This window comes from Amycolatopsis nalaikhensis (assembly GCF_030264295.1).
Taxonomy (GTDB): Bacteria; Actinomycetota; Actinomycetes; order Mycobacteriales; family Pseudonocardiaceae; genus Amycolatopsis; species Amycolatopsis nalaikhensis.
Genome location: NZ_CP127173.1, coordinates 6,013,541 through 6,032,295, shown reverse-complemented (window position 1 = coordinate 6,032,295; position 18,755 = coordinate 6,013,541). Strand labels below are relative to the sequence as shown.

General features: G+C 70.2%; 16 protein-coding genes and 1 pseudogene. 9 read left to right on the top strand and 8 right to left on the bottom strand.

From position 1 onward, the window contains the following. Positions 1–87: 87 nt before the first annotated feature. Together tig and QP939_RS29480 are read right to left on the bottom strand one after the other, a co-directional pair. Positions 88–1,479 (bottom strand): trigger factor, encoded by a 1,392-nt coding sequence (gene tig, locus QP939_RS29485; protein ID WP_285449449.1) that lies wholly within the window; start codon positions 1,477–1,479, stop codon positions 88–90. A gap of 243 nt (positions 1,480–1,722) precedes the next feature. Then, a complete protein-coding gene (locus QP939_RS29480; protein WP_285449448.1) occupies positions 1,723–2,313 on the bottom strand; it encodes a TetR/AcrR family transcriptional regulator in 591 nt (196 codons plus the stop codon). 138 nt (positions 2,314–2,451) lie between these two features. On the opposite strand from QP939_RS29480, the gene QP939_RS29475 reads away from it, so the two are divergent. The 3 genes from QP939_RS29475 to QP939_RS29465 all read left to right on the top strand — a co-directional run bounded on the left by QP939_RS29475 (position 2,452) and on the right by QP939_RS29465 (position 6,718). Beyond that, positions 2,452–4,533, top strand: coding sequence for a fatty acid desaturase (locus tag QP939_RS29475; RefSeq protein ID WP_285449447.1), 2,082 nt, complete (start codon positions 2,452–2,454; stop codon positions 4,531–4,533). A 155-nt stretch (positions 4,534–4,688) separates the two neighbouring features. Continuing rightward, positions 4,689–5,579 (top strand): transposase family protein, encoded by an 891-nt coding sequence (locus tag QP939_RS29470; protein WP_285448834.1) that lies wholly within the window; start codon positions 4,689–4,691, stop codon positions 5,577–5,579. A gap of 260 nt (positions 5,580–5,839) precedes the next feature. After that, entirely contained in the window at positions 5,840–6,718 is an 879-nt protein-coding gene (locus QP939_RS29465) for a transposase family protein (protein ID WP_285449446.1), read from the top strand. An 82-nt stretch (positions 6,719–6,800) separates the two neighbouring features. On the opposite strand, the pseudogene QP939_RS52255 reads toward QP939_RS29465, so the two are convergent. Next, positions 6,801–7,320: pseudogene (locus tag QP939_RS52255) on the bottom strand (hypothetical protein). A gap of 177 nt (positions 7,321–7,497) precedes the next feature. On the opposite strand from QP939_RS52255, the gene QP939_RS29450 reads away from it, so the two are divergent. The 3 genes from QP939_RS29450 (at position 7,498) to QP939_RS29440 (ending at position 11,570) form a co-directional block, all read left to right on the top strand. Continuing rightward, positions 7,498–9,042 carry a sensor histidine kinase gene (locus QP939_RS29450; RefSeq protein WP_285449443.1) on the top strand — a complete coding sequence of 515 codons (1,545 nt, stop codon included), beginning with the start codon at positions 7,498–7,500 and terminating at the stop codon, positions 9,040–9,042. A gap of 4 nt (positions 9,043–9,046) precedes the next feature. Then, positions 9,047–10,909 carry a glycosyltransferase family 39 protein gene (locus QP939_RS29445; protein ID WP_285449442.1) on the top strand — a complete coding sequence of 621 codons (1,863 nt, stop codon included), beginning with the start codon at positions 9,047–9,049 and terminating at the stop codon, positions 10,907–10,909. 100 nt (positions 10,910–11,009) lie between these two features. Then, the gene (locus QP939_RS29440; protein ID WP_285449441.1) at positions 11,010–11,570 is read left to right on the top strand and encodes a GNAT family N-acetyltransferase; all 561 of its coding nucleotides are present in this window, start codon (positions 11,010–11,012) and stop codon (positions 11,568–11,570) included. Between the two features lie 86 nt (positions 11,571–11,656). Here QP939_RS29440 and QP939_RS29435 read toward each other — a convergent pair whose 3' ends face one another. Further along, entirely contained in the window at positions 11,657–12,697 is a 1,041-nt protein-coding gene (locus tag QP939_RS29435; protein WP_285449440.1) for a hypothetical protein, read from the bottom strand. Next, positions 12,694–13,764: a helix-turn-helix domain-containing protein gene (locus QP939_RS29430; RefSeq protein WP_285449439.1), complete on the bottom strand. Its 1,071-nt coding sequence runs from the start codon at positions 13,762–13,764 to the stop codon at positions 12,694–12,696. The genes QP939_RS29435 and QP939_RS29430 overlap by 4 nt, the downstream gene beginning before the upstream one ends. Positions 13,765–14,118: 354 nt before the next feature. Here QP939_RS29430 and QP939_RS29425 point away from each other — a divergent pair, with 354 nt between their 5' ends. After that, a complete protein-coding gene (locus tag QP939_RS29425) occupies positions 14,119–14,388 on the top strand; it encodes a hypothetical protein (RefSeq protein WP_285449438.1) in 270 nt (89 codons plus the stop codon). Then, entirely contained in the window at positions 14,385–15,026 is a 642-nt protein-coding gene (locus QP939_RS29420; protein WP_285449437.1) for a hypothetical protein, read from the top strand. Before QP939_RS29425 ends, QP939_RS29420 begins: the two co-directional genes overlap by 4 nt. On the opposite strand, the gene QP939_RS29415 is transcribed toward QP939_RS29420, so the two are convergent. The 3 genes from QP939_RS29415 to QP939_RS29405 are packed head-to-tail and all read right to left on the bottom strand — an operon-like array spanning position 15,023 to position 17,356. Next, the gene (locus QP939_RS29415) at positions 15,023–16,075 is read right to left on the bottom strand and encodes a thiamine-phosphate kinase (protein WP_285449436.1); all 1,053 of its coding nucleotides are present in this window, start codon (positions 16,073–16,075) and stop codon (positions 15,023–15,025) included. The two genes, QP939_RS29420 and QP939_RS29415, sit on opposite strands and share 4 nt — an antisense overlap. After that, positions 16,059–16,670 carry a dCTP deaminase gene (gene dcd, locus QP939_RS29410; RefSeq protein ID WP_285449435.1) on the bottom strand — a complete coding sequence of 204 codons (612 nt, stop codon included), beginning with the start codon at positions 16,668–16,670 and terminating at the stop codon, positions 16,059–16,061. Before dcd ends, QP939_RS29415 begins: the two co-directional genes overlap by 17 nt. Beyond that, entirely contained in the window at positions 16,652–17,356 is a 705-nt protein-coding gene (locus QP939_RS29405) for a hypothetical protein (protein ID WP_285449434.1), read from the bottom strand. The genes dcd and QP939_RS29405 overlap by 19 nt, the downstream gene beginning before the upstream one ends. A 337-nt stretch (positions 17,357–17,693) precedes the next feature. Between QP939_RS29405 and QP939_RS29400 the strand changes: the two genes are divergently transcribed. Beyond that, positions 17,694–18,737 (top strand): hypothetical protein, encoded by a 1,044-nt coding sequence (locus QP939_RS29400; protein WP_285449433.1) that lies wholly within the window; start codon positions 17,694–17,696, stop codon positions 18,735–18,737. Positions 18,738–18,755 lie beyond the last annotated feature (18 nt).

The following is an 18,755-nucleotide window of genomic DNA, read 5'->3' as shown; positions in this document are numbered from 1 at the left end:
CGTTTCAGATACTTGAGATCTTGTAACCGACCCTAACGAACTTGGGCGGCGCAGAATGCCTGACACCGCCCAAGTTCGCTCACAGCTTCACTCCGCCGGAGTCTTCGCCGTTTCGTCGGTGACCTGCGTCTCCTGGGTTGCGTCGTCCGCGGCCGGCTCGTCGCCGCCGAACAGCTCCGTCAGGTCGACCTCGGCGCCCGAGCCGTCGGTCACGGTGGCCTTCCGGACCACGGAGGCCAGCGCCTTGCCGCGCCGGACGTCGGCGTAGATCGCGGTCAGCTGACCCGACTGCTGGGCGCGCTGGACGTACTCGTCCGGGCTGATCCCGAAGCGCTGGGCCTGGTAGATGATCCGCTCGGTGAGCTCGCCGTCGTTGACCGAGACCTCTTCCTTGTCGGCGATGGTGTCCAGCAGCAGCTGCGTGCGGACGGCCTTCTCCGACTCGGTGCGGGTCTCCGCGTCGAACTCTTCGAGGGTGCGGCCTTCGGCCTCGAGGGCCTTGGCGAACTGTGCCTCGTCGTGGTCGAACGGGTGGATCGCGTCGTGCTTGCGGTTCTCGATCTCGGCGTCGAGGACCTTCTCCGGGATCGGCACCTCGGTGCGCTCGAGCAGCTCGTCGAGCACCTTGTCGCGGGCCTGGACGCCCTGCTGCATCTTCTTGACGCGGCCGAGGCGCTCGCGGAGGTCGTTCTTGAGCTCTTCGATCGTGTCGAACTCGCTGGCCATCTGGGCGAACTCGTCGTCGGCCTCGGGCAGCTCGCGCTTCTTGACCGACTGGACGGTCACCGTGACCTCGGCGTCCTTGCCGGCGTGCTCACCGGCGACGAGCTGGGTGGTGAACGTCTTGGTCTCGCCGGCGTTCGCGCCGATGATCGCCTCGTCGATGCCGTCGACGAGCTGGCCGGAGCCGATCTCGTAGGACAGCCCGCTGGTGGCGGCCTCCTCGACGGCCTCGCCGTCGACGGTCGCGGCCAGGTCGATCGAGACGAAGTCGCCGTTCTCGGCCGGCCGGTCGACGCCGGTCAGCGTGCCGAAGCGGGCGCGCAGCTCGTCGAGCTGCTCGTCGACCTCCGCGTCGGTCAGCTCGACGTCGTCGACGGTGACCGCGAAGCCCTCGAGGTCGGGCAGCTCGATCTCCGGGCGCACGTCGACCTCGGCGGTGAACTCGAGCACGTCGCGGTCCTCGAGCTTGGTCACGTCGAACTCGGGGTTCCCGAGCGTGCGGACCTCGTTCTCGCGGACGGCCTCGATGTACTTCGCCGGGATGGCCTCGTTGACGACCTCGTCGAGCACCGGGCCGCGCCCGATCCGGCTTTCCAGGACGCGAGCGGGCGCCTTGCCGGGCCGGAAGCCCGGGATGCGCACCTGCTGGGCGATCTTGCGGTAGGCGCGGTCGAAGTTCGGCTTGAGCTCGTCGAACGGCACCTCGACATTGATCTTGACTCGCGTCGGGCTGAGCTGCTCGACGGTGCTCTTCAAGGTCTTCTCCTCGAGCGGTAACGATGTGGTTGGACAATCCGGCTGGAATGACCCCTGGTCACCTGCAGACCGGGACGTCCGAGTCTAGGCCAGTGGCCTTCGCGGCCCGGTCGGGGGCCACCGAGTCCCCGGGCCCGAGCGCCCCAATGTGGCCTTCGGTGCGTCTGACGCACCCAAGGCGGCCTTCGGTGCGTCAGACGCAACCAAGGCCGCCTTGGGGCGCTTGGGTCGGGCGGTGCAGGGTCAGGCGCCGAGCATCCGGCCGATCACCCAGCGCATCTGGCCGCTGGCGTGCTCGGCCGACCCGCTGGGCTGCACCAGGTGGGAGAGCAGGAGCCGGACGAAGGCCTCGACCGCGACCGCCCACTCCGACGGCGTCAGCCGCACCTCCGGGTAGCAGTGCGCGAACAGCGCGGCGACCGTTTCGACCGACCGCCCGAGCACCGCCTCGGGCCGCGACGTGAGCAGCGGGAGGAAGTCGTCGCGGCCGCCCGGGGCGCCGCCCAGCGCGAGCTCGAGCAGCGGGTTGACCCTGGCGGCTTCGAGCGTGTGCCGGAACGCCGCGGTGACCCCGTCGACCGGGCGGCCGGGGTGGGCGGCGACGACCTCGGTCACGCGCTCGGCGAAGCGGTCGGTCTCGCGGAGCATGAGCGCTTCGGCGAGCTCGGTCTTGGAGCCGAGTTCGTTGTAGACGGTCTGCCGGCTGACGCCGACCCGCGCGGCCAGCTTCCCCATCGTCACCGCGGCCCAGCCGTCCGCGGCGATGACGGCGGCCGCCGCGTCCAGCAGCCGGTCGCGGGTGCTGGCCGGTGCGGGGTGGGTGACGGCCTTCACACGCCGAGCTTACCGACCCCTTGCGTTTCGCTGGCCGGGACCTTTTTTCAGACCTTGCCCATACGTTTACAAACCCCGAGGAGTTGTCTACGGTGACTCCCGCCTCGCCAGGAGCTTCTCGACCGAGGAGACCGCTCGATGCCCGTCGTCGATACCCCGCCGCGTGGCTCCGGGACGTCCTCGGCCGTCCTGCCGCGCGCGGTGCCGTCGCCCCGCATCCCGCTGCCGCGCCTGTCGGTGCCGACGCTCCTGCTGTTCACCGGCGGCGTCGCGCTGTGGGGCACCGCCACCTGGCTCCTGCTCGCCGGGATCGCGCCACCGCTGTACACCGTGCCGCTGCACGCGATCGTCACCTTCACCATGTTCACCGTGGTGCACGAGTCGGCCCACCACGCCGCCGGGAAGCTGACCTGGGTCAACGAGGTGCTCGGCAGGCTGGCGATGCCGTTCGTCGCGGCCTACGCGTCCTTCCCGCTGCTGCGGTTCATCCACAGCGAGCACCACCGGAACACGAACGCGGACTCGCACACCGACCCGGACGCCTGGACGTCGCAGGGTGTGTGGTGGTCGCTGCCGTTCCGCTGGCTGACCATCGACTTCTGGTACGCGCGCTTCTACACCGTGCGCGTGCGCAGCCGCCCGCCGCAGGAGCGGGCCGAGACGATCGTGACGCTGTCGGTGGCGTTCGCCGCGGCCGCCACGCTCGTCGCCACCGGCCACGGCTGGGAGCTGCTGCTCGGGTACGTCGTGCCGCAGCGGCTCGGGCTGGCCGTGCTGGCCTGGTGGTTCGACTGGCTGCCGCACCACGGCTTGCCCGCCGCGAAGCCGCGCGACAAGTTCGGCACCACGCGGGTGCGGGTGGGGCTGGAGTGGCTGATGACGCCGATGATGCTGTACCAGAACTACCACCTGGTCCACCACCTCCACCCCGCCGTGCCGTTCTACCGCTACCTGCGGGCGTGGAAGGACAACCGCGAGGCGTACCTGGCCCGCGACGTCCCGATCATCACGGCGTGGGGCCGCGAGCTGACGCCGGCGGAGTACCGCGCGTGGCGGCGGCTGACCTGCGACCTCGCCGACGAGCCCGCCCCGGAGCCGCCGCCGCACGGGCCGAGCCGGTTCCACCGGCTGCGGGTGCGGGAGGTCCGGCCGCTGACCGCCGACGCCGTCGCGATCACCTTCGACGTCCCGCCGCACCTGGCGGCGGAGTTCCGGTTCACGCCGGGCCAGCACGTGGCGGTCCGCGCGGTGCTCGACGGGCAGCCGGTGCGGCGGACGTACTCGATCTGCGCGCCCGCCGACCCGGGTGAGCTGCGGATCGCCGTGAAGCGGCGCCCGGGCGGCGCGTTCTCCGGCTTCGCGACCACGGCGCTGGCCGCGGGCGACTTCCTCGACGTCCTCCCGCCCACTGGCGCGTTCACGCTCACACCGGACCCGTCGCGGACCGCGCACTACGTCGCGCTGGCCGCGGGCAGCGGGATCACGCCGGTGCTGTCCATCCTGGTCAGCGCGCTCTCGGCGGAACCGCACAGCCGCGCGACGTTGTTGTACGTGAACACTTCGGGCGCGACGACGTTGTTCGCGCGGGAGCTGAGCACGCTCGCCGAAGGCTTCGGCGGACGGCTGCACGTCGTCCACTACCGCACCGACGAGCGCGACCCGGACCTGCACGCGCACCGGCCCCGGCACTTCGACACGCTCGGCGAGGCGCTCGCCATCTCCCACGTGCGGTACCAGCGCGGCCGGCTCGACGGGACGCGGCTGCGCGCGCTGCTGCAGAACCGGCTCCACCCGGCGAAGGTCGACGAGTGGTTCCTGTGCGGGCCGCGCGGCCTGATGGACCTGGCGCGGCGGACGCTGGCGGACGCGGACGTCCCGGAGGAGAACGTCCACTTCGAACTGTTCCGCGGCGCGGCTCCCCCACGCGACCCGGCGGGCACGGCGGCCCGGGTGGCGGTGACACTGGGCGGCACGACGACGCACGTGGCGGCGGCGGCCGGGGAGACGGTGCTGGACGCGGCGTTGCGGGCCGGGTTCGAGGTGCCGTACTCGTGCACCGGCGGCGCGTGCGGCACGTGCCGGGCGACGCTGCTGCACGGCCAGGTCGACATGGACGTCCGCTACGCGCTCACGGAGGACGACGTGGCGTCGTGCCGCATCCTGACGTGCCGCTCGCGGGCAACGACCCCGGAGATCGCGGTCGACTACGACCGCCGCTGAGCCCGGCCCCAAGCGCCCCAATGGGGTTGTTTCATCCTGGTTGTGGCTGGTCGGGGCGCTGGGTGGTGGGTGGTTGTCTGTGGTGGCAAGGGAGTGGGGTCGGGACCCGGCGTGGCGGCCCTGGAGACGGGTGAAGCCCTCGGCAAGATCGAGATGTGAGTCAACAACCCGCCGAGGGCTTCGAGCCCATTTCCTACCAGGTTGTCCTTCCGCTCTCGCAGTCGACCCTGCAGATGCTGGCCGGGCTGATCCGCACCCATCGGCGTCGGCTGCGTTCGCGCTGGCGCAAAGCCGGTCCCGCCGACCAGGCACTCGTGGTGCTCGCCGTGCTGCGTGACGACCAGCGCTTGGCTCACCTCGGCGGCGGTATGGGCGTATCGGCGTCCACGGTGCGGCGATGGGTGCTGGAAGCGATCACCCTGCTCGCCGCCCGCGCCACCCGCCTGAACCGGGTCTTGCGTCGCCAGGCCGCCCGGGGTGCGGAGGTGGTGCTGGTGGACGGCACCCTGATCCGGACCCGCCGCCGCACCGGAAAAGCGAACCGGGCCAACTACAACGGCAAACACAAACACCACGGGCTGGTCGTGCTCGCCTTGACCGACGAAAACGGCCGGTTGCTGTGGGTGTCGGCGGCGTTGCCGGGCAAGACCGCCGACATCACCGCCGCTCGCCGGTTACGGATCCGGGAACGCCTGCACACCTATGGCTTGTCCCCGGCCGGGGACAAGGGCTTCCACGGCTGGCACAAAGACGTCCGCGACAGCTCAGCCTGCGACACCTGCGGCGGAGCATGTGAACACGTCGTGCTCACTCCCTACAAGGCCGAGACCCGGCGGCCGTTGAGCAAGGCCCAGAAGCAGGCGAACGCCGTGTTCGCGGCGATGCGGTGCGCGGTGGAGGGCGGCTTCGCCGCCCTCAAGGCCTGGCGGATCCTGGGCAAGCTCCGCCTCGACACCCGCCACGCCACCACATTGCTGCGGGCTCTGCTCGTGCTGACCCAGCACGAGCAGAGCATCCGCGACGCCGCCCGGCCAGACCCGGCCTGAGCATTACCACACACCACCAACCCGACCTGACCAGCACAAACCACGATGAAACAACCCCAATGTGGCCTTGGTTGCGTCACACGCACCGAAGGCCGCCTTGGTTGCGTCTGACGCACCGAAGGCCACATTGGGGTTGTTTCATCGTGAACGTGGCTGGTCAGGCCGTCGAGCTCCTGGTGTTTGCCTGTGACGGTAAGAAGTGGTGCCCGGACCAGCGCGGCGAGCCTGGACATAGGTGAAGCCCTCGGCAAGATCGAGATGTGAGTCAATCACCCGCCGAGGGCTTCGGTCCTCTTTCCTACCAGGTCACCCTTCCGCTCTCGCGGCAAACCCTGCAACTGGTCGCCGGGCTCATCCGCACCCGCCGATCCCGGCTGCGGTCACGATGGCGCAAAGCCACCCCCGCTGAGCAGGCACTAGCGGTACTGGCGGTGCTGCGCCACGACCCGCGCCTGGCCCACATCGGCGGCGGCCTGAGCGTATCCGCGTCCACGGTGCGCCGCTGGGTGCTGGAAGTCATCGGCCTGCTCGCCGCCCGCGCCACGCGACTGGACCGCGTCCTGCGGCGGCTGGTCGCGCGAGGCGGGTCGGTAGTGCTGGTGGACGGCACCCTGATCCGGACCCGGCGCCGCACCGGACGCGCCAACCGGGCCAACTACAGCGGCAAACACAAACAGCACGGCCTGGTCACGCTCGGGCTGACCGACGAGCAGGGCCGGCTGCTATGGGTCTCGGCAGCGCTGCCGGGCAGGACCGCCGACATCACCGCCGCCCGCCGGCTTCGCATCCGCCAGCACCTGCACGCCCACGGCCTGACCCCGGCCGGGGACAAAGGGTTCCACGGCTGGCACAAAGACGTCCGCGCCACCCGCGACTGCCCGGTCTGCGCAGGTCCCTGCGAGCAGGTCGTGCTCACCCCTTACAAAGCCGAAGCCCGCCGACCGCTGACCAAGGCCCAGAAACAGGCCAACGCCGCGTTCGCGGCGATGCGGTGCGCGGTGGAAGGCGGATTCGCCGCCCTCAAACACTGGCACATCCTCGACAAACTCCGTCTCGACACCCGCCACGCCACCACCCTGCTACGCGCTCTGCTCGTGCTCACCCAGCACGAGCAGAGCGTCCGAGACCCGCAGCCCTGAGCTGATACCACACCCGGTCCCCCCGCCGTGACCAGCCCAAACCACGATGAAACAACCCCATTGGGGCGCTTGGGACCCTGGGTCAGCCGGGCTGGGCGGGTGGGGCGCCCGTCTCCCCTTCGGTCACCGACGTCGCCGTCGCCGACGAGCCCGACTCCGTCGCCACCACCGTGACCGTGTCGCCCGTCGCCAGGCCCGTCGCCTGCTCCGACGTGATCGTGTACGTCTTCGAGAAGCCGTCGTCGCTCTTCGCCGTCAAGGACGTCGCGCTCAGCTCCGTCACCTCGCCCGTCTGCATGATCTTCGTGACGTAGCCGCCGTTTCCGTCCGAGGCCACGTACTCGCCGTGCAACGCCGAGCCGAGGCCGCCGCCGGGGGCCGCCGCCCGCCATGCCGCCCGGTCCGGCGGCGGTGGTGGTGTCGGTGGCCGCGGACGACGAGGCCGCCCAGACCGCCGCGCCGCCGCCGGCCACGATCACGGCCGCGACGGCGCCCGCCGCGATCTTCTTGCCGGGCGACCAGCTCGCCCGCGGCGGGGTGCCCGGTGCGGGCGCCGCGCCCCACGTCTGGTCCGAAGTGGACGGTGCTTGCGGTGTGGTCATGGTGGTGCTCCTTAACGAGATCCTTCGGTGCGATCAACGGTGGAGCCCCTCGCTGTGCGCGGACTGTGCCTCCCGTCAGCCATTCCTGTGACCGGAGAAAACGGGCGCCCGGCACCGCACAGCCGCCTCACAGGCAGCACACAACCCGCACACACGGCGCCGACGGACGCTGGACCCATGGCCGCGCGAACCACCTCGTCCCGTCCCCGCCGGGGACGGCTTTCGCTGCGCGCGAGGCTGACCGGCTCGATGGTCGTGCTGCTCACCGTGGTGTGCCTGATCGTCGGCGTGGTCAGCGAGTTCGCGCTCGACCTGTTCCTCACCCGCCAGATCGACCAGCAGCTCTCGGCCGCGGCGACCCGTTCGCTGATCTTCGCGAGCAACGCCGCGCGCCAGGACGGCGGCCCCCAGCCGCAACCGGACGACCAGACCGGCGAGCACCCGCTCGGCCAGAACGTCGGCACGGTCAGCGGCACCTTCGACGGGCGGCGGCTCGTCCACGACGACAGCATTTCCGAGCACGGCGAACGCCTGCAGCTCACCGCCGCGCAGCAGGCCGTGATGCTCTCCGTACCCACCGACGGCAAGCCGCACACAGTCTCCTTCGACGACCTCGGCGAGTACCGGCTGATGGCGCTGCCGGTCGTCGGCACGACCGACGTCGTCGTCACCGGCCTGCCGATGCAACCGGTCGACGAAACGCTGCTCACCGTCGGGCTGATCCTGTTCGGCGTCGCCGCCGCGGGCGTCGTCGGCGCCGCTTTCCTCGGCGCGTTCGCGGTCCGCCGCACGCTGCGCCCGCTCGACCGCGTGGCGGCCACCGCCGGCCGCGTCACCGAGCTGCCGCTCGACCGCGGCCAGGTGGCGCTGTCCATCCGCGTCCCCGAAGCCGACACCGACCCGCGGACCGAGGTCGGGCAGGTCGGCTCGGCGCTCAACCTCATGCTCGGCCACGTCGCACAGGCCCTCGAAGCGCGCCACGACAGCGAGCTGCGCGTCCGGCAGTTCGTCGCGGACGCCAGCCACGAGCTGCGGACGCCGCTGGCCGCCATCCGCGGGTACGCCGAGCTGGCCGCCCGCGGCAGCGCGCTGGTGCCCCCGGACGTCGCGCATTCGATGAGCCGGATCCAGTCCGAGGCGGTCCGGATGAGCGCGCTGGTCGAGGACCTGCTGCTGCTCGCCCGGCTCGACGCGGGCCGCCCGCTCGACGTCCGCGACGTCGACCTCACCCGGCTGATCGCCGACGCCGTCGGCGACGCCCGGGTCGCCGGGCGCGGCCACCGGTGGCTCCTGGAGCTGCCGCCGGACCCGGTGCTCGTGCTCGGCGACGTCCAGCGCCTGCACCAGGTCCTGGCGAACCTGCTGGCCAACGCCCGCACGCACACCCCGCCGGGCACCACGGTGGTGACCACGCTCGCCCGCTCGGCTGACGGCAGCGCCGTGCTCACGGTGACCGACGACGGCCCCGGCATCGACCCGGCCCTGCTGCCGGAGGTCTTCGAGCGGTTCGCGCGCGGCGACTCGTCGCGCTCCCGCACCGCGGGCAGCACCGGGCTCGGGATGGCGATCGCGTCCGCCGTCGTCGTCGCCCACCACGGCACGATCGAGGTGCACAGCCGCCCCGGCTGCACCGAGTTCACCGTGCGCGTGCCCGTGGCCGTGCCCGCACAGCGAGTGCACAGCATCGGCACAACCCGGCCCCAGCTGGAGACCGGAAGCTGACGTCATGACCGCTCTCGCGTCGCGCGAAACACCTGTCGTGACCCCCTCCCCGCCCGCCGGACGCACCTGGCACCGGCCCGCGCTGGGCGTCCTGCTGCTGGCGACGGCCGCGCTCTACCTGTGGGACCTCGGCGCTTCGGGGTGGGCCAACGCGTTCTACTCGGCGGCCGCGCAGGCGGGCTCGCAGACCTGGAAGGCGCTGTTCTTCGGCTCCAGCGACGCGGCGAACGCGATCACGGTCGACAAGACCCCGGCGGCGCTCTGGGTGATGAGCCTGTCGGCGCGGCTGTTCGGCGTCAACGCGTGGAGCGTCCTGGTGCCGCAGGCGCTGATGGGCGTCGGCTCGGTCTGGCTGCTGTACGCGGCGGTCCGGCGCGTTTCGGGCCCCGCCGCCGGTCTGGTCGCCGGGCTCGTGCTGGCCCTGACGCCCGCCGCCGCGCTGATGTTCCGCTTCAACAACCCGGACGCGCTGCTCGTGCTCCTGCTCGTCGCCGCCGCGTACTGCGTCGTGCGAGCGATCGAGAAGGCGAGCCCGCGGTGGCTCGCACTGGCCGGGGTAGCCGTCGGGTTCGGGTTCCTGGCGAAGATGCTGCAGGCGTTCCTCGTGCTGCCCGCGTTCGCGCTCGCGTACCTGGTGGCCGCGCCCGTTTCGCTCGGCAAGCGGCTGCTGCACCTCTTGGGTGCGCTGGCGGCGACGCTGGTTTCGGCGGGCTGGTACCTGCTGGTCGTCGCGCTGTGGCCGGTCGCGGACCGGCCGTACATCGGCGGGTCGCAGACGAACTCGTTGTGGGAACTGGTCTTCGGCTACAACGGCTTCGGCCGGATCACCGGCGACGAGGTCGGCAGCGTCGGCGGCGGTGGCGGGGGCGGCTGGGGCTCGACCGGCCTGACCCGGCTGTTCGGCAGCGAGATGGCGGGCGGGATCGCCTGGCTGCTCCCCCCGGCGGTGCTCGCGCTGGGTGCCGGGCTGTGGTTCACGCGCCGGGCGCCGCGCACGGACCGGTCACGGGCGGCCTTGCTGCTGTGGGGCGGCTGGCTGCTGGTGACGGCGCTGGTGTTCAGCTACATGGGCGGGATCATCCACCCGTACTACACGGTGGCGCTGGCCCCGGCGATCGCGGCGCTGGTGGGCACGGCGGCGGTCCAGCTGTGGCGGCTGCGGGACCAGCCCGCGGCATCCGGCCTGCTCACTGGCGGAGTGGCGTTGACAGCGCTGACAACGTACCTGCTGCTCTCGGACTCCTCGTGGCAGCCGTGGCTGGCGCCGACGGTGCTGGTGGGCGGTCTGCTGGCGGCGGTGGCGCTGTTCTTCGCGGCGCACTTGACGCGCCGGGCGGCTTCGGCGGTCGCGGCGTTGGCCGTGGTGGTGCTGCTGGCGGGCAGCGGCGCGTACACCCTGGCGACGGCCGCGACGACGCACAGCGGAGCGATCCCGTCGGCGGGACCGTCATCGGGTTTCGGCTTCCGCGGCGGCGCCCCCGGCGGCGGTCGCGGCGGCCCGGGTTCGCTGCTGAGCACGACAACACCGGGCGCGTCGCTGACGGCGTTGCTGCAGAAGGACGCTGAGAAGTACACCTGGACGGCGGCCACGGTCCTGTCCAACGCGGCGGCGGGCTACCAGCTGGCGAGCGGCGCACCGGTGATGGCGGTGGGCGGGTTCAACGGAACGGATCCGTACCCGACGCTGGAGCAGTTCCAGCAGTACGTCGAGAGTGGCCGCATCCACTACTTCCTCGGCGAGGGCATGACGATGCGCGGCACCAGCGGCTCCGACACGGCCCAGGAGATCGCCGACTGGGTCGCCTCGCACTATGCGTCGTCCACTGTGGACGGTGTAACGGTCTACGACCTCACCGCGACCGCCTGAGGCACGACCGACGAAAGCAGGGTGTGGGCCTTTCGACCTGGTCAAGGCCCCGCCGCCTCCGGCACACTGGTGGGGCCCAGGAGGACAGGAGTTTCTGCTGATGACCGAGCCCTACGTACGGCCGGCCCGCTCCGCAGACCTCAAACCGTTCGTCCAGGCCCTCGGCGACCACGGATTCCTCAGAGATCGCCTCGATCGCCAGCGGAACGGTCTGGGCGTGCTGTTCCTCGCCTGGCTGGGGTCCCGCCCCGCGGGCACCGTCTACCTGTGGCTCGAGCGGGCCGAGGAGCCGCCGATCCGCTGGCACCTGCCCGGCGTCCCGCTGATCACGCACCTGGAGGTCGCCCCCGAGCTGCGCAACCGCGGCATCGGCCAGGCCCTCGTCGGCGCGGTGGAGCGGCACCTCGTCGAGGAGGGCCACGAGCGGGTCGCGCTCGCGGTCCGGACGGACAACGCGGACGCGGCCCGGCTGTACGCGCGGCTGGGCTATCAGGACTGGGGCCACGGCGACGTCACTTGCTACGCGCTGCGACCCCTACGCGGTGGCGGGGTGCTTGAGGAACCCGAGCGGTGTCACGTGTTGACCAAGGATCTGGCGGGGCCGACACCGCCGGCCCCTCGGCACGAATCCTGGCCGATTGGCGCCTCGCGGCGGGCGTGATCCGCCCGTCGACGCCCGGCTGGGCGAACTGGCCGATCCCCAGCATGGTCAGCGCACGCTTGATCCCGGCGGGCCGTCGCCCGTAGTCACGGCGAAGCGCGCTGACGTGGGAGCGCCACCGCACCCGATCCGCCTGCCAGGCACGCAGGTACTTCACGCACAGGTCGGGCGTGATCAGGTAGTTGCGGCCGATCGCCGCCTTGAGCGAGGCGACCATCCTGGCCTTCTGCGCCGGTTCGATGGCGGAGTCCCGGACCCGGTCGATGGTGGAGCTGATGACCCGCCGCCGGTCGGGCAGGAACTCCCGCCAGTACCCCTCGTGGGCGTCGGCCAGGTCGAAGCCGTTGTCCAGCAAGCCGTAGACACCCTCGGCCAGGGTGTCGCCGAGCTTCCTCGCCACGGGCTCGCCGGGGATCGCGGTACGGATCGTAGGGACGTTGCATCGCCGTTCCGGTGACCGCGGTCGGCCGCAGCCGCCGTCCGTCCAGCAGGAAGAACCAGTCTTCGTTGTAGATGTTGGGGAAGAACGACCCGAAAGCGGCCTCCCCGACCGCGAGCGCGCCACCGCCGATGAACGTGTCCTGCGGGGCTCCGGCGTCGCGAAGCGCGTGGCAGACGACGGAGTTGTCCGGCATCCCGGCGTTCCGGAGGCCGACGACCGGGTGCTCGCCCAGCAGTCCCGCCGCGGCGGTGAGATCCCCGGGGTCGGGCAGCACGATGTCGTCGTCGAGGAAGAGAATCCGCTCCCAGCCGGCGAGCAGCGCGATGAGCAGGCCGAGGTTCCGCTTGAGACTGGTGTCGACCCGCCGGTGGAAGTCGCCGCCGCGAAGCAGCTTGTCGGTGGCGAACGTCGGCACGAGCCAGCCGGGCAGCAGGTCCGTGTCGACCGCCGTCACCCGGACCCCGGCCCGTTTCGCCTCTAGGGCCGCGCTCGAGGCGTCGGCGCGAATGCTGCACAGCAACAGCAGGTGGGCGTTGTTCCGGCCGGCCGCGCCGATGGCCTCCTTCAGGTAGGCCGCCGGGCGCCCGTTGGGCACGATGATCGCGTCCAGCCCCGCCTGCGGCGCCTCGCCGGCCTCGACGCTGGTCAGCAGGTTCTTGTGGGAGTGGTGGTGCCGCGCGTTCACCCGGCTTCGGGCCACTCGTGCAGCCGGTTCTCCGCCAGCGTCCAATCCGGGGTCAGCCCCTGGCCCGCCACCACCGGCACCCGGCTGATGATGCTGAACGATTCGATCCCGCCGAACCGCTCCTGCAGGTAGGCGCGGTTGCGGTCGCGGAACTTCTTGTCCGTCAGTGCGCGCACCGCGCCGAGCGTGCCGCGACCGTACATGCCATTGCACACCGTCACGGTGCGCTTCTGGTTGAACGGGCTGACATCCCGGTAGAAATGTGCCACGTCTTCCAACAGGTGACCTTTGCTGTCGAGCACCGGCGAGAAGAGCTTCTTCTCGCCCGCAACACGGACCCGGAAGCCGCCGGGTTCAGTCACCGGCTCCTCGTCGTCGCGGACGACCTGCTCCACCGGGAGGTCCACGCGCTCGATGACGTCGCGGGTCACGGTGTTCCAGTCGACGCCACCGAGGAGTACGAGGTGGGTCGTGTAGAGGTCGGGTGTCAGCTCTTCCGTCGTGTGGAAGCTGACTTGGTTCTCGGGGTTGACAGACCTTATGTGACCGAACAACTCGATCAGCGCATCGGGGTCGGCGTAGGTGTAGAGCGACGTGAAGTCCGCGCTCTCGGGATCGGCGTACGTCAGGTTCCGCCGCAGCTCAGGTGGCAGCGGGGCGCAGACGATCGTGACGTCCTCGTCCACCGGGAAGCGCCAGACGTCGGTCTCGGGCTCGGTGGCGCGCTCGTGCCCGTCGCGGAGCCACAGCAGTTCCTCGAGCAGTTCGGCACGCCGGTGGCGTTCCTCGTCCGTCAGCTGGTCGAGTGGGAGGACCCGCACGGTGCCGTCGCTCAGGGATCGCCGCGTGGCGAACAGCGTCGCGTAGGCGGTCAGCCGCCGGGGCGGCGGCGCGACCGGCCGGTCGGCGTTCTCCCACGAGGAGATGAGCGAGACGCTCAGCGGCTTGCTCCCGCCGAGCGCGTGGGCGAGCTGCGCCTGGGTGATCCCCGCCTCGGGCCACCGCTCCTCCCGCAGCGCGCGCAGACGTCTGGCGAGCGCGGGCCGACGCGACTCGGCTGGGGACACGACTCCGCCGCCCTTCAGTAAATTTCAGTGGCGTGAGCAGGGGCACAATTCTACACACGAACGGACGAGTTTAGGTCGCCGGCTCGCCGCGGCCGTGACCGACCGCTGGTCAGCCGAGACTTTTCCGGCGGCGAACGGGTAACAGGCCCCTCTCCTCCGTTGCTCCAGCCTAGTCCAGGACCTACAGTCAAATCACTGAATTTAAGTGAACTGGGCCGAAGGGCTGCAGGTGACTGCACCACCCGCGTGAACTTCGGCGTTTCGCGACCTGAAATCCCGCGTTGTGTGTCAGCTGGCACACCGGCGGGGACGACCCGGAGGTTTCCTGGATCCACAGCAGAGGGAGGCGCACTCATGGACCCCGAAACTCCCGTCCCGCGCAGCCGCTGGCGCAGGGGCGTCTACGCGGCCTGGCTCGTCATCCCGTTCACCGCTTCGCAGATTTGGGCGTTGCTGGTGCTGCTGCGGCTCGCACCCCTCGAAGGACTGGTCGGCCAGGCCTTCGTCCTGATCCTGCTGGGGTCGGTCGTCGCGATCTGGGCGGGGTGGCGCTGGACCTGGCGGCTCGGCCGGGACCGCGACCGCCGACCCGAGCCCGCCCCGAAGCCCCGGATTCCGACATGACTTCCGGGCCGGCGATCGTCGCGGCCCTCGTGCTGGGCGTCGCCGTCGGACGTCTCTCGCGCCACCTCGGCGGCCTCCTGCGCCGCCGGTTGACCGGAAGGAGCACCGAAATGACCAGCAGGCAAGCTCCCGCGGCGGCTCCGCGGGCATCGTTCCCCGCCCGGCTCTACCACTGGCGGTGGGAGATCCTGGCCGTGACCCTGCTCCCCTACGGCGTGGTGACGTTCGCGCTGTGGGCGGGTCCACTGTGGACAACGGCGGTCTTCGCCGCGGTGGCGGTCGTGGCGGTGCTGCGGCGCCGCCGGGTCCGCGACCGCCTCCACGCGATCGCGGTGCAGCACCGCCTGCGCGCGGCGTTCCCCCACCTGCGCCTCCCGGGCGGCCGCCACCCAGCGATCCTGTGGAGCCGCCCCCGCAGCGGCGACATCGTGGTGTCGCTGTACGGCCGCGAGGCATTCAACCACCTGCACCGCAACCGTTCGGTCCTCGCCGCGGCGTGCGGGGTGCCGGAGGTGTACGTCGACCGCCATCCTCGGTACGCGAGCCTCGTCACGCTGACGATCAGCCCGACCGAGGCGCGGCGGGAGCCGCGGGCGGTACTGCCGAGCAACGTGGTGCCGCTGCGGGTGCACAGCTAGAACTTCGAAACGCCGAGCACGTCGTCGACCAATTTCGCCAGTTCACCACCGTGCCACGAATCGTCCGAGAACCGCTCCTGAGCGATCCCCTGCCAAGGAGCGGCTCCCTCGGTGATTTCCTGATCGGCCGTCAGCGTCCCGATCTCCTGCGCTGCGATGCCGTCCTCGCGCAGGGTTTTCGTGGCCAGCTTGACATCTTCGGACCGGACCGCGACGACGAGACCCCAGTCACCCCAGGTCTGGGCGAGGTCGAACGGCCGCACACCGGACTGTTTCGCGACCTCTGCCACTGCTTCGTCCAGGATGAAATCTCCACTGACCGTCGCGCCGAGACCGTTCGCTTCACACAGGGTGCGGACCGTGGCGAACAGGCCGTCGGAGACATCCATCGCGGCCCGGGCGAGCCCCTGTGCGGCCAGCACCCGCCCCGCCGTCAGTTGAGCCATGGGACGGCACGCACGCCGCCAAATCTCGTCACGGGCCTGTTCCGGAAGGCTTGCCTTGCCGGTCGCCAGCAAGACCGCAGCCCACAGATAGCTCGGTGAGCCGACCAGGAGCAAACTGTCCCCGGCTCGTGCACCGGACCGCCGCAGCCTGCTACCCGGACCACACCGGCCGATGGCTGTCGCCGAGAGCTGGACGACGGTGCCGTCCCGGATATCCCCTCCCGCGACCTTGGTGCCGTGGGCGGCACAGCATTCGTCGACACCGTCGAGCAGCCGCTCGAATTCCCGTGTCGTGGTCGCCTTGGGCAGCGTGTAGTTGACCACGAGCCCGAGCGGTTCGGCCCCGGCAGCGGCCAGATCGGACAGGTTGATCGTGGCCAGGAGCCACCCGGCGTGGTAGAAGTCGGGCTCTGCCATGAGGTTGACCACGGGAGTCGGGCAGCTGTCGGTCGTCGCGACCAACTCGCTCGGCGCGGTGACCAAGCCGACCAGGGCACAGTCGTCGCCGAAGCCTTCGGTACCACCGTAGCGCGCTCGCAGAATGCGGTCCTGGATGCCCCGCTCACCCAGATCACCCAGGGAGATGTCAGATTCGCCGAACATGATCCGCCAATCGAGACGCGACGACCGCGCGGTCGCTCGAGTAGTTGTGCGGCATGGCACCGTAGGGCACCGCGCTCCCGCTCGACGCGAAGAGCATGAGGTTGCAGATTCGCGTTCCGGGGTACAGCAAGACGGGATGACGCAGGTGATTGACGATCTCCAGGGTAAGTACCGCGCCACCGTTGTGGCCGAAGCCGGGACTGACCTGGCCGCAAAGCACGACGCCGATGCCGAGTCGCGCGTAATCGCTCGTGCCGTCCACCAATCCGGCGAGTTTTCCGGACAGCCCGATCCGCTCCCAGGTCGGGGCGAGCACCAACTCGCCCGGCTCGACGATGAACCGTCCTTCGGCGTCGGGATTCTTGGTCACCAGGGTTGGATAGGTAGCACGATCGGCGGTGTCCACGGGACCCGTGGTGGCCAGGCCGAAAGCCTCAGCACCGAGTCGCAGGCTGATCGCCGCAGGGCGGATGAGCGTGGGATCGAAGGGCTCGACGAACAGATGACCGTCGGCAAGGGCACCCCGGATCGCGCGATCGGTCAGCACGCCCCACCGCTTGACGCGGGCGCGCCGCGTCACCGATGAGAAGAGCATTCGCCCACCTCGGCCAAGACCGCCTGCACGAGAAGGTGGAAATCCGCCACTGAAAGTGAGCCGTTGGGCTGATCATCGCTCTGCCCGGGCACGCAGAAGACTGCCGTGGTCGAGGTGCGGTGCGGACCTTGGATGACCAGTGTCGCGGTCAAGCCGCGCCCCAGCGGCTCGGCGGTGTGGATGACCTGGGTGTCGCAGGAGTAGACGCCGCCACGGGACAGCAGTCTCGTCTTCCTCGCTACCAACCGAACGGGTCCGTCGCCGACGAGCACGGCTGGGCGTACGGGATCCACACCGTAGCGATAGCGAGTGAAGAGTTCCCCTCCCCTGGTGACTTCGCGGTACTCGGGCAGCGCCAAGCCCTGGCCCACGAGCAGGGTGGAGGCAAATTCCCAGCGGTGGCTGTGCGGGTTCGTCTCGCCCCTGGATGTCCGCCCCGAAGCGGGCCAGACGTGCATCCGGATCTTGAACTCGGGCTCAGCCGAGGCGTACAGGACCAGTTTCGCGAAGCCATTGGGATGCCAGTACGAACGCGCCACGATCGCCCGGACGGACTCCGGGTCACGAGCCAGGTCCACCAGCCAGCGGGCGAACCCGGTGCGGTCGCCGCACACCAGCTCAGCTGCCGCGACCAACGCCGGAACGCCCGGGGCACCCCGAGCCAGCGTTGCCCCGAGTTCGAGCACGAACCGGGAGGCCGCAGTGCCGGACGCCCTCAGGGGCTCACGCCCAGGAGGCCCTCCCGAGGCAACCGATCCACGGGCGGCCCGCGTCGACACGGCAGGAGGACGTGACATCGGCACCCACTACCCGAACCGACTGTCACAGCAGGCGTCGTACGACATCGCCATGACCACTCTTTCAACGCGACGACATCCGGATACTTCGCTCATGATAGCCCTCACCGGTGGACACGAACCGCATTCTGCGCACCACCACATGCACCATCGTTTCGTCAAGTAGCCATCAGGGTGGAAATCGGGCGACGGATACAAAAGTCACCGAACGACAACGAGAGGCCCCATGATGACCAGCTCGGAGAACTCCGGTTCGGCCCCAGGACCACACCTCGACAGAACGGCACGACTACGCCGCGCACTGCGCCGGGATCCCGAACAGCTGGTCATCCTGTTCGTGGCCGCGACCGTCGCGATACTCGGCGCGACCGACACGGTCAACGACATCAAGACGCTTCTCGCGGCGACTTTGGCAACGCTGGCGTTATTGGGCTTCTCCCTGTTCAAGCAAGCCATGCGCCAAGAGGCGAACGATCAGCGCGTTGTCGAGCTCACGCGATCGATGACGGCGGTGAGGAGGGGGATCGATGAAGTCGAACACGCACTGACGATCACCCCTTCCATTGGTGAACTGACCTCGCTCGCGTCGAGGCAGAACGCCTTCGAAGCAGCCATGAGCACGGCAGACATGTGGCAATTCAGAGGCGGGACGGGCTCGTTCACCCGAGCCTGGACGCTGCCGAGACTGGCCGCGCGAGCCCGGCAAAACAGCACCGGCACCCACTGGCGGGTCCAGCTGCTGATCCTGGACCCGCAGGATGCGACCCGATGCCAGGAATACGCGGAGTACCGCACGAAGCTGTCCAGGCGGCCGGACAAGACGATGCGCAACCAATGGACCGCGGAGTATGTGCAGTCAAGTTGTCTCGCCACCATATTCGCCGCCCAATGGTACGAGCAGCACGAATTCTTGCTGACAGAAATCCGGTTGAGATCGGAATTCTCGACGCTTCGACACGACATCTCTCCCGACTCGGTCATCATCACGAATGAAGACAGTCAGTTCCCCGCGTTGCACATCCGTCGGAGTGGCGACGCATCAGCCCTGTACCACGCGTACCGCGCGGACTTCGACCTCAGCTTCACCTCGCACAAGCCCACGCTGAAGACCAAAAGCGACGTGCGGGTGCCTGCCGAAAGGAGCCGGGTCAGTGAAGAGGACGTCTACGAGGTGCTCCGAGACCTGGGCATAGCCGCGCAGACCCTCGACGGTCTGTCCATGGCCTCGATCCGCGAGCTCGCGACGAACCCGCAGAACCCGTACTTCTGATTCCCCGACCCCGTACAC

What these genes read in the sequence shown, in the direction of transcription:
- QP939_RS29475 (WP_285449447.1), top strand. Translation starts at nt 2,452, where the DNA reads ATGCCCGTCGTCGATACCCCGCCGCGTGGCTCCGGGACGTCCTCGGCC.
- QP939_RS29450 (WP_285449443.1), top strand. Translation starts at nt 7,498, where the DNA reads ATGGCCGCGCGAACCACCTCGTCCCGTCCCCGCCGGGGACGGCTTTCG.
- QP939_RS29445 (WP_285449442.1), top strand. Translation starts at nt 9,047, where the DNA reads ATGACCGCTCTCGCGTCGCGCGAAACACCTGTCGTGACCCCCTCCCCG.
- QP939_RS29440 (WP_285449441.1), top strand. Translation starts at nt 11,010, where the DNA reads ATGACCGAGCCCTACGTACGGCCGGCCCGCTCCGCAGACCTCAAACCG.
- QP939_RS29425 (WP_285449438.1), top strand. Translation starts at nt 14,119, where the DNA reads ATGGACCCCGAAACTCCCGTCCCGCGCAGCCGCTGGCGCAGGGGCGTC.
- QP939_RS29420 (WP_285449437.1), top strand. Translation starts at nt 14,385, where the DNA reads ATGACTTCCGGGCCGGCGATCGTCGCGGCCCTCGTGCTGGGCGTCGCC.
- QP939_RS29415 (WP_285449436.1), bottom strand. Translation starts at nt 16,075, where the DNA reads ATGTTCGGCGAATCTGACATCTCCCTGGGTGATCTGGGTGAGCGGGGC.
- dcd (WP_285449435.1), bottom strand. Translation starts at nt 16,670, where the DNA reads ATGCTCTTCTCATCGGTGACGCGGCGCGCCCGCGTCAAGCGGTGGGGC.
- QP939_RS29400 (WP_285449433.1), top strand. Translation starts at nt 17,694, where the DNA reads ATGATGACCAGCTCGGAGAACTCCGGTTCGGCCCCAGGACCACACCTC.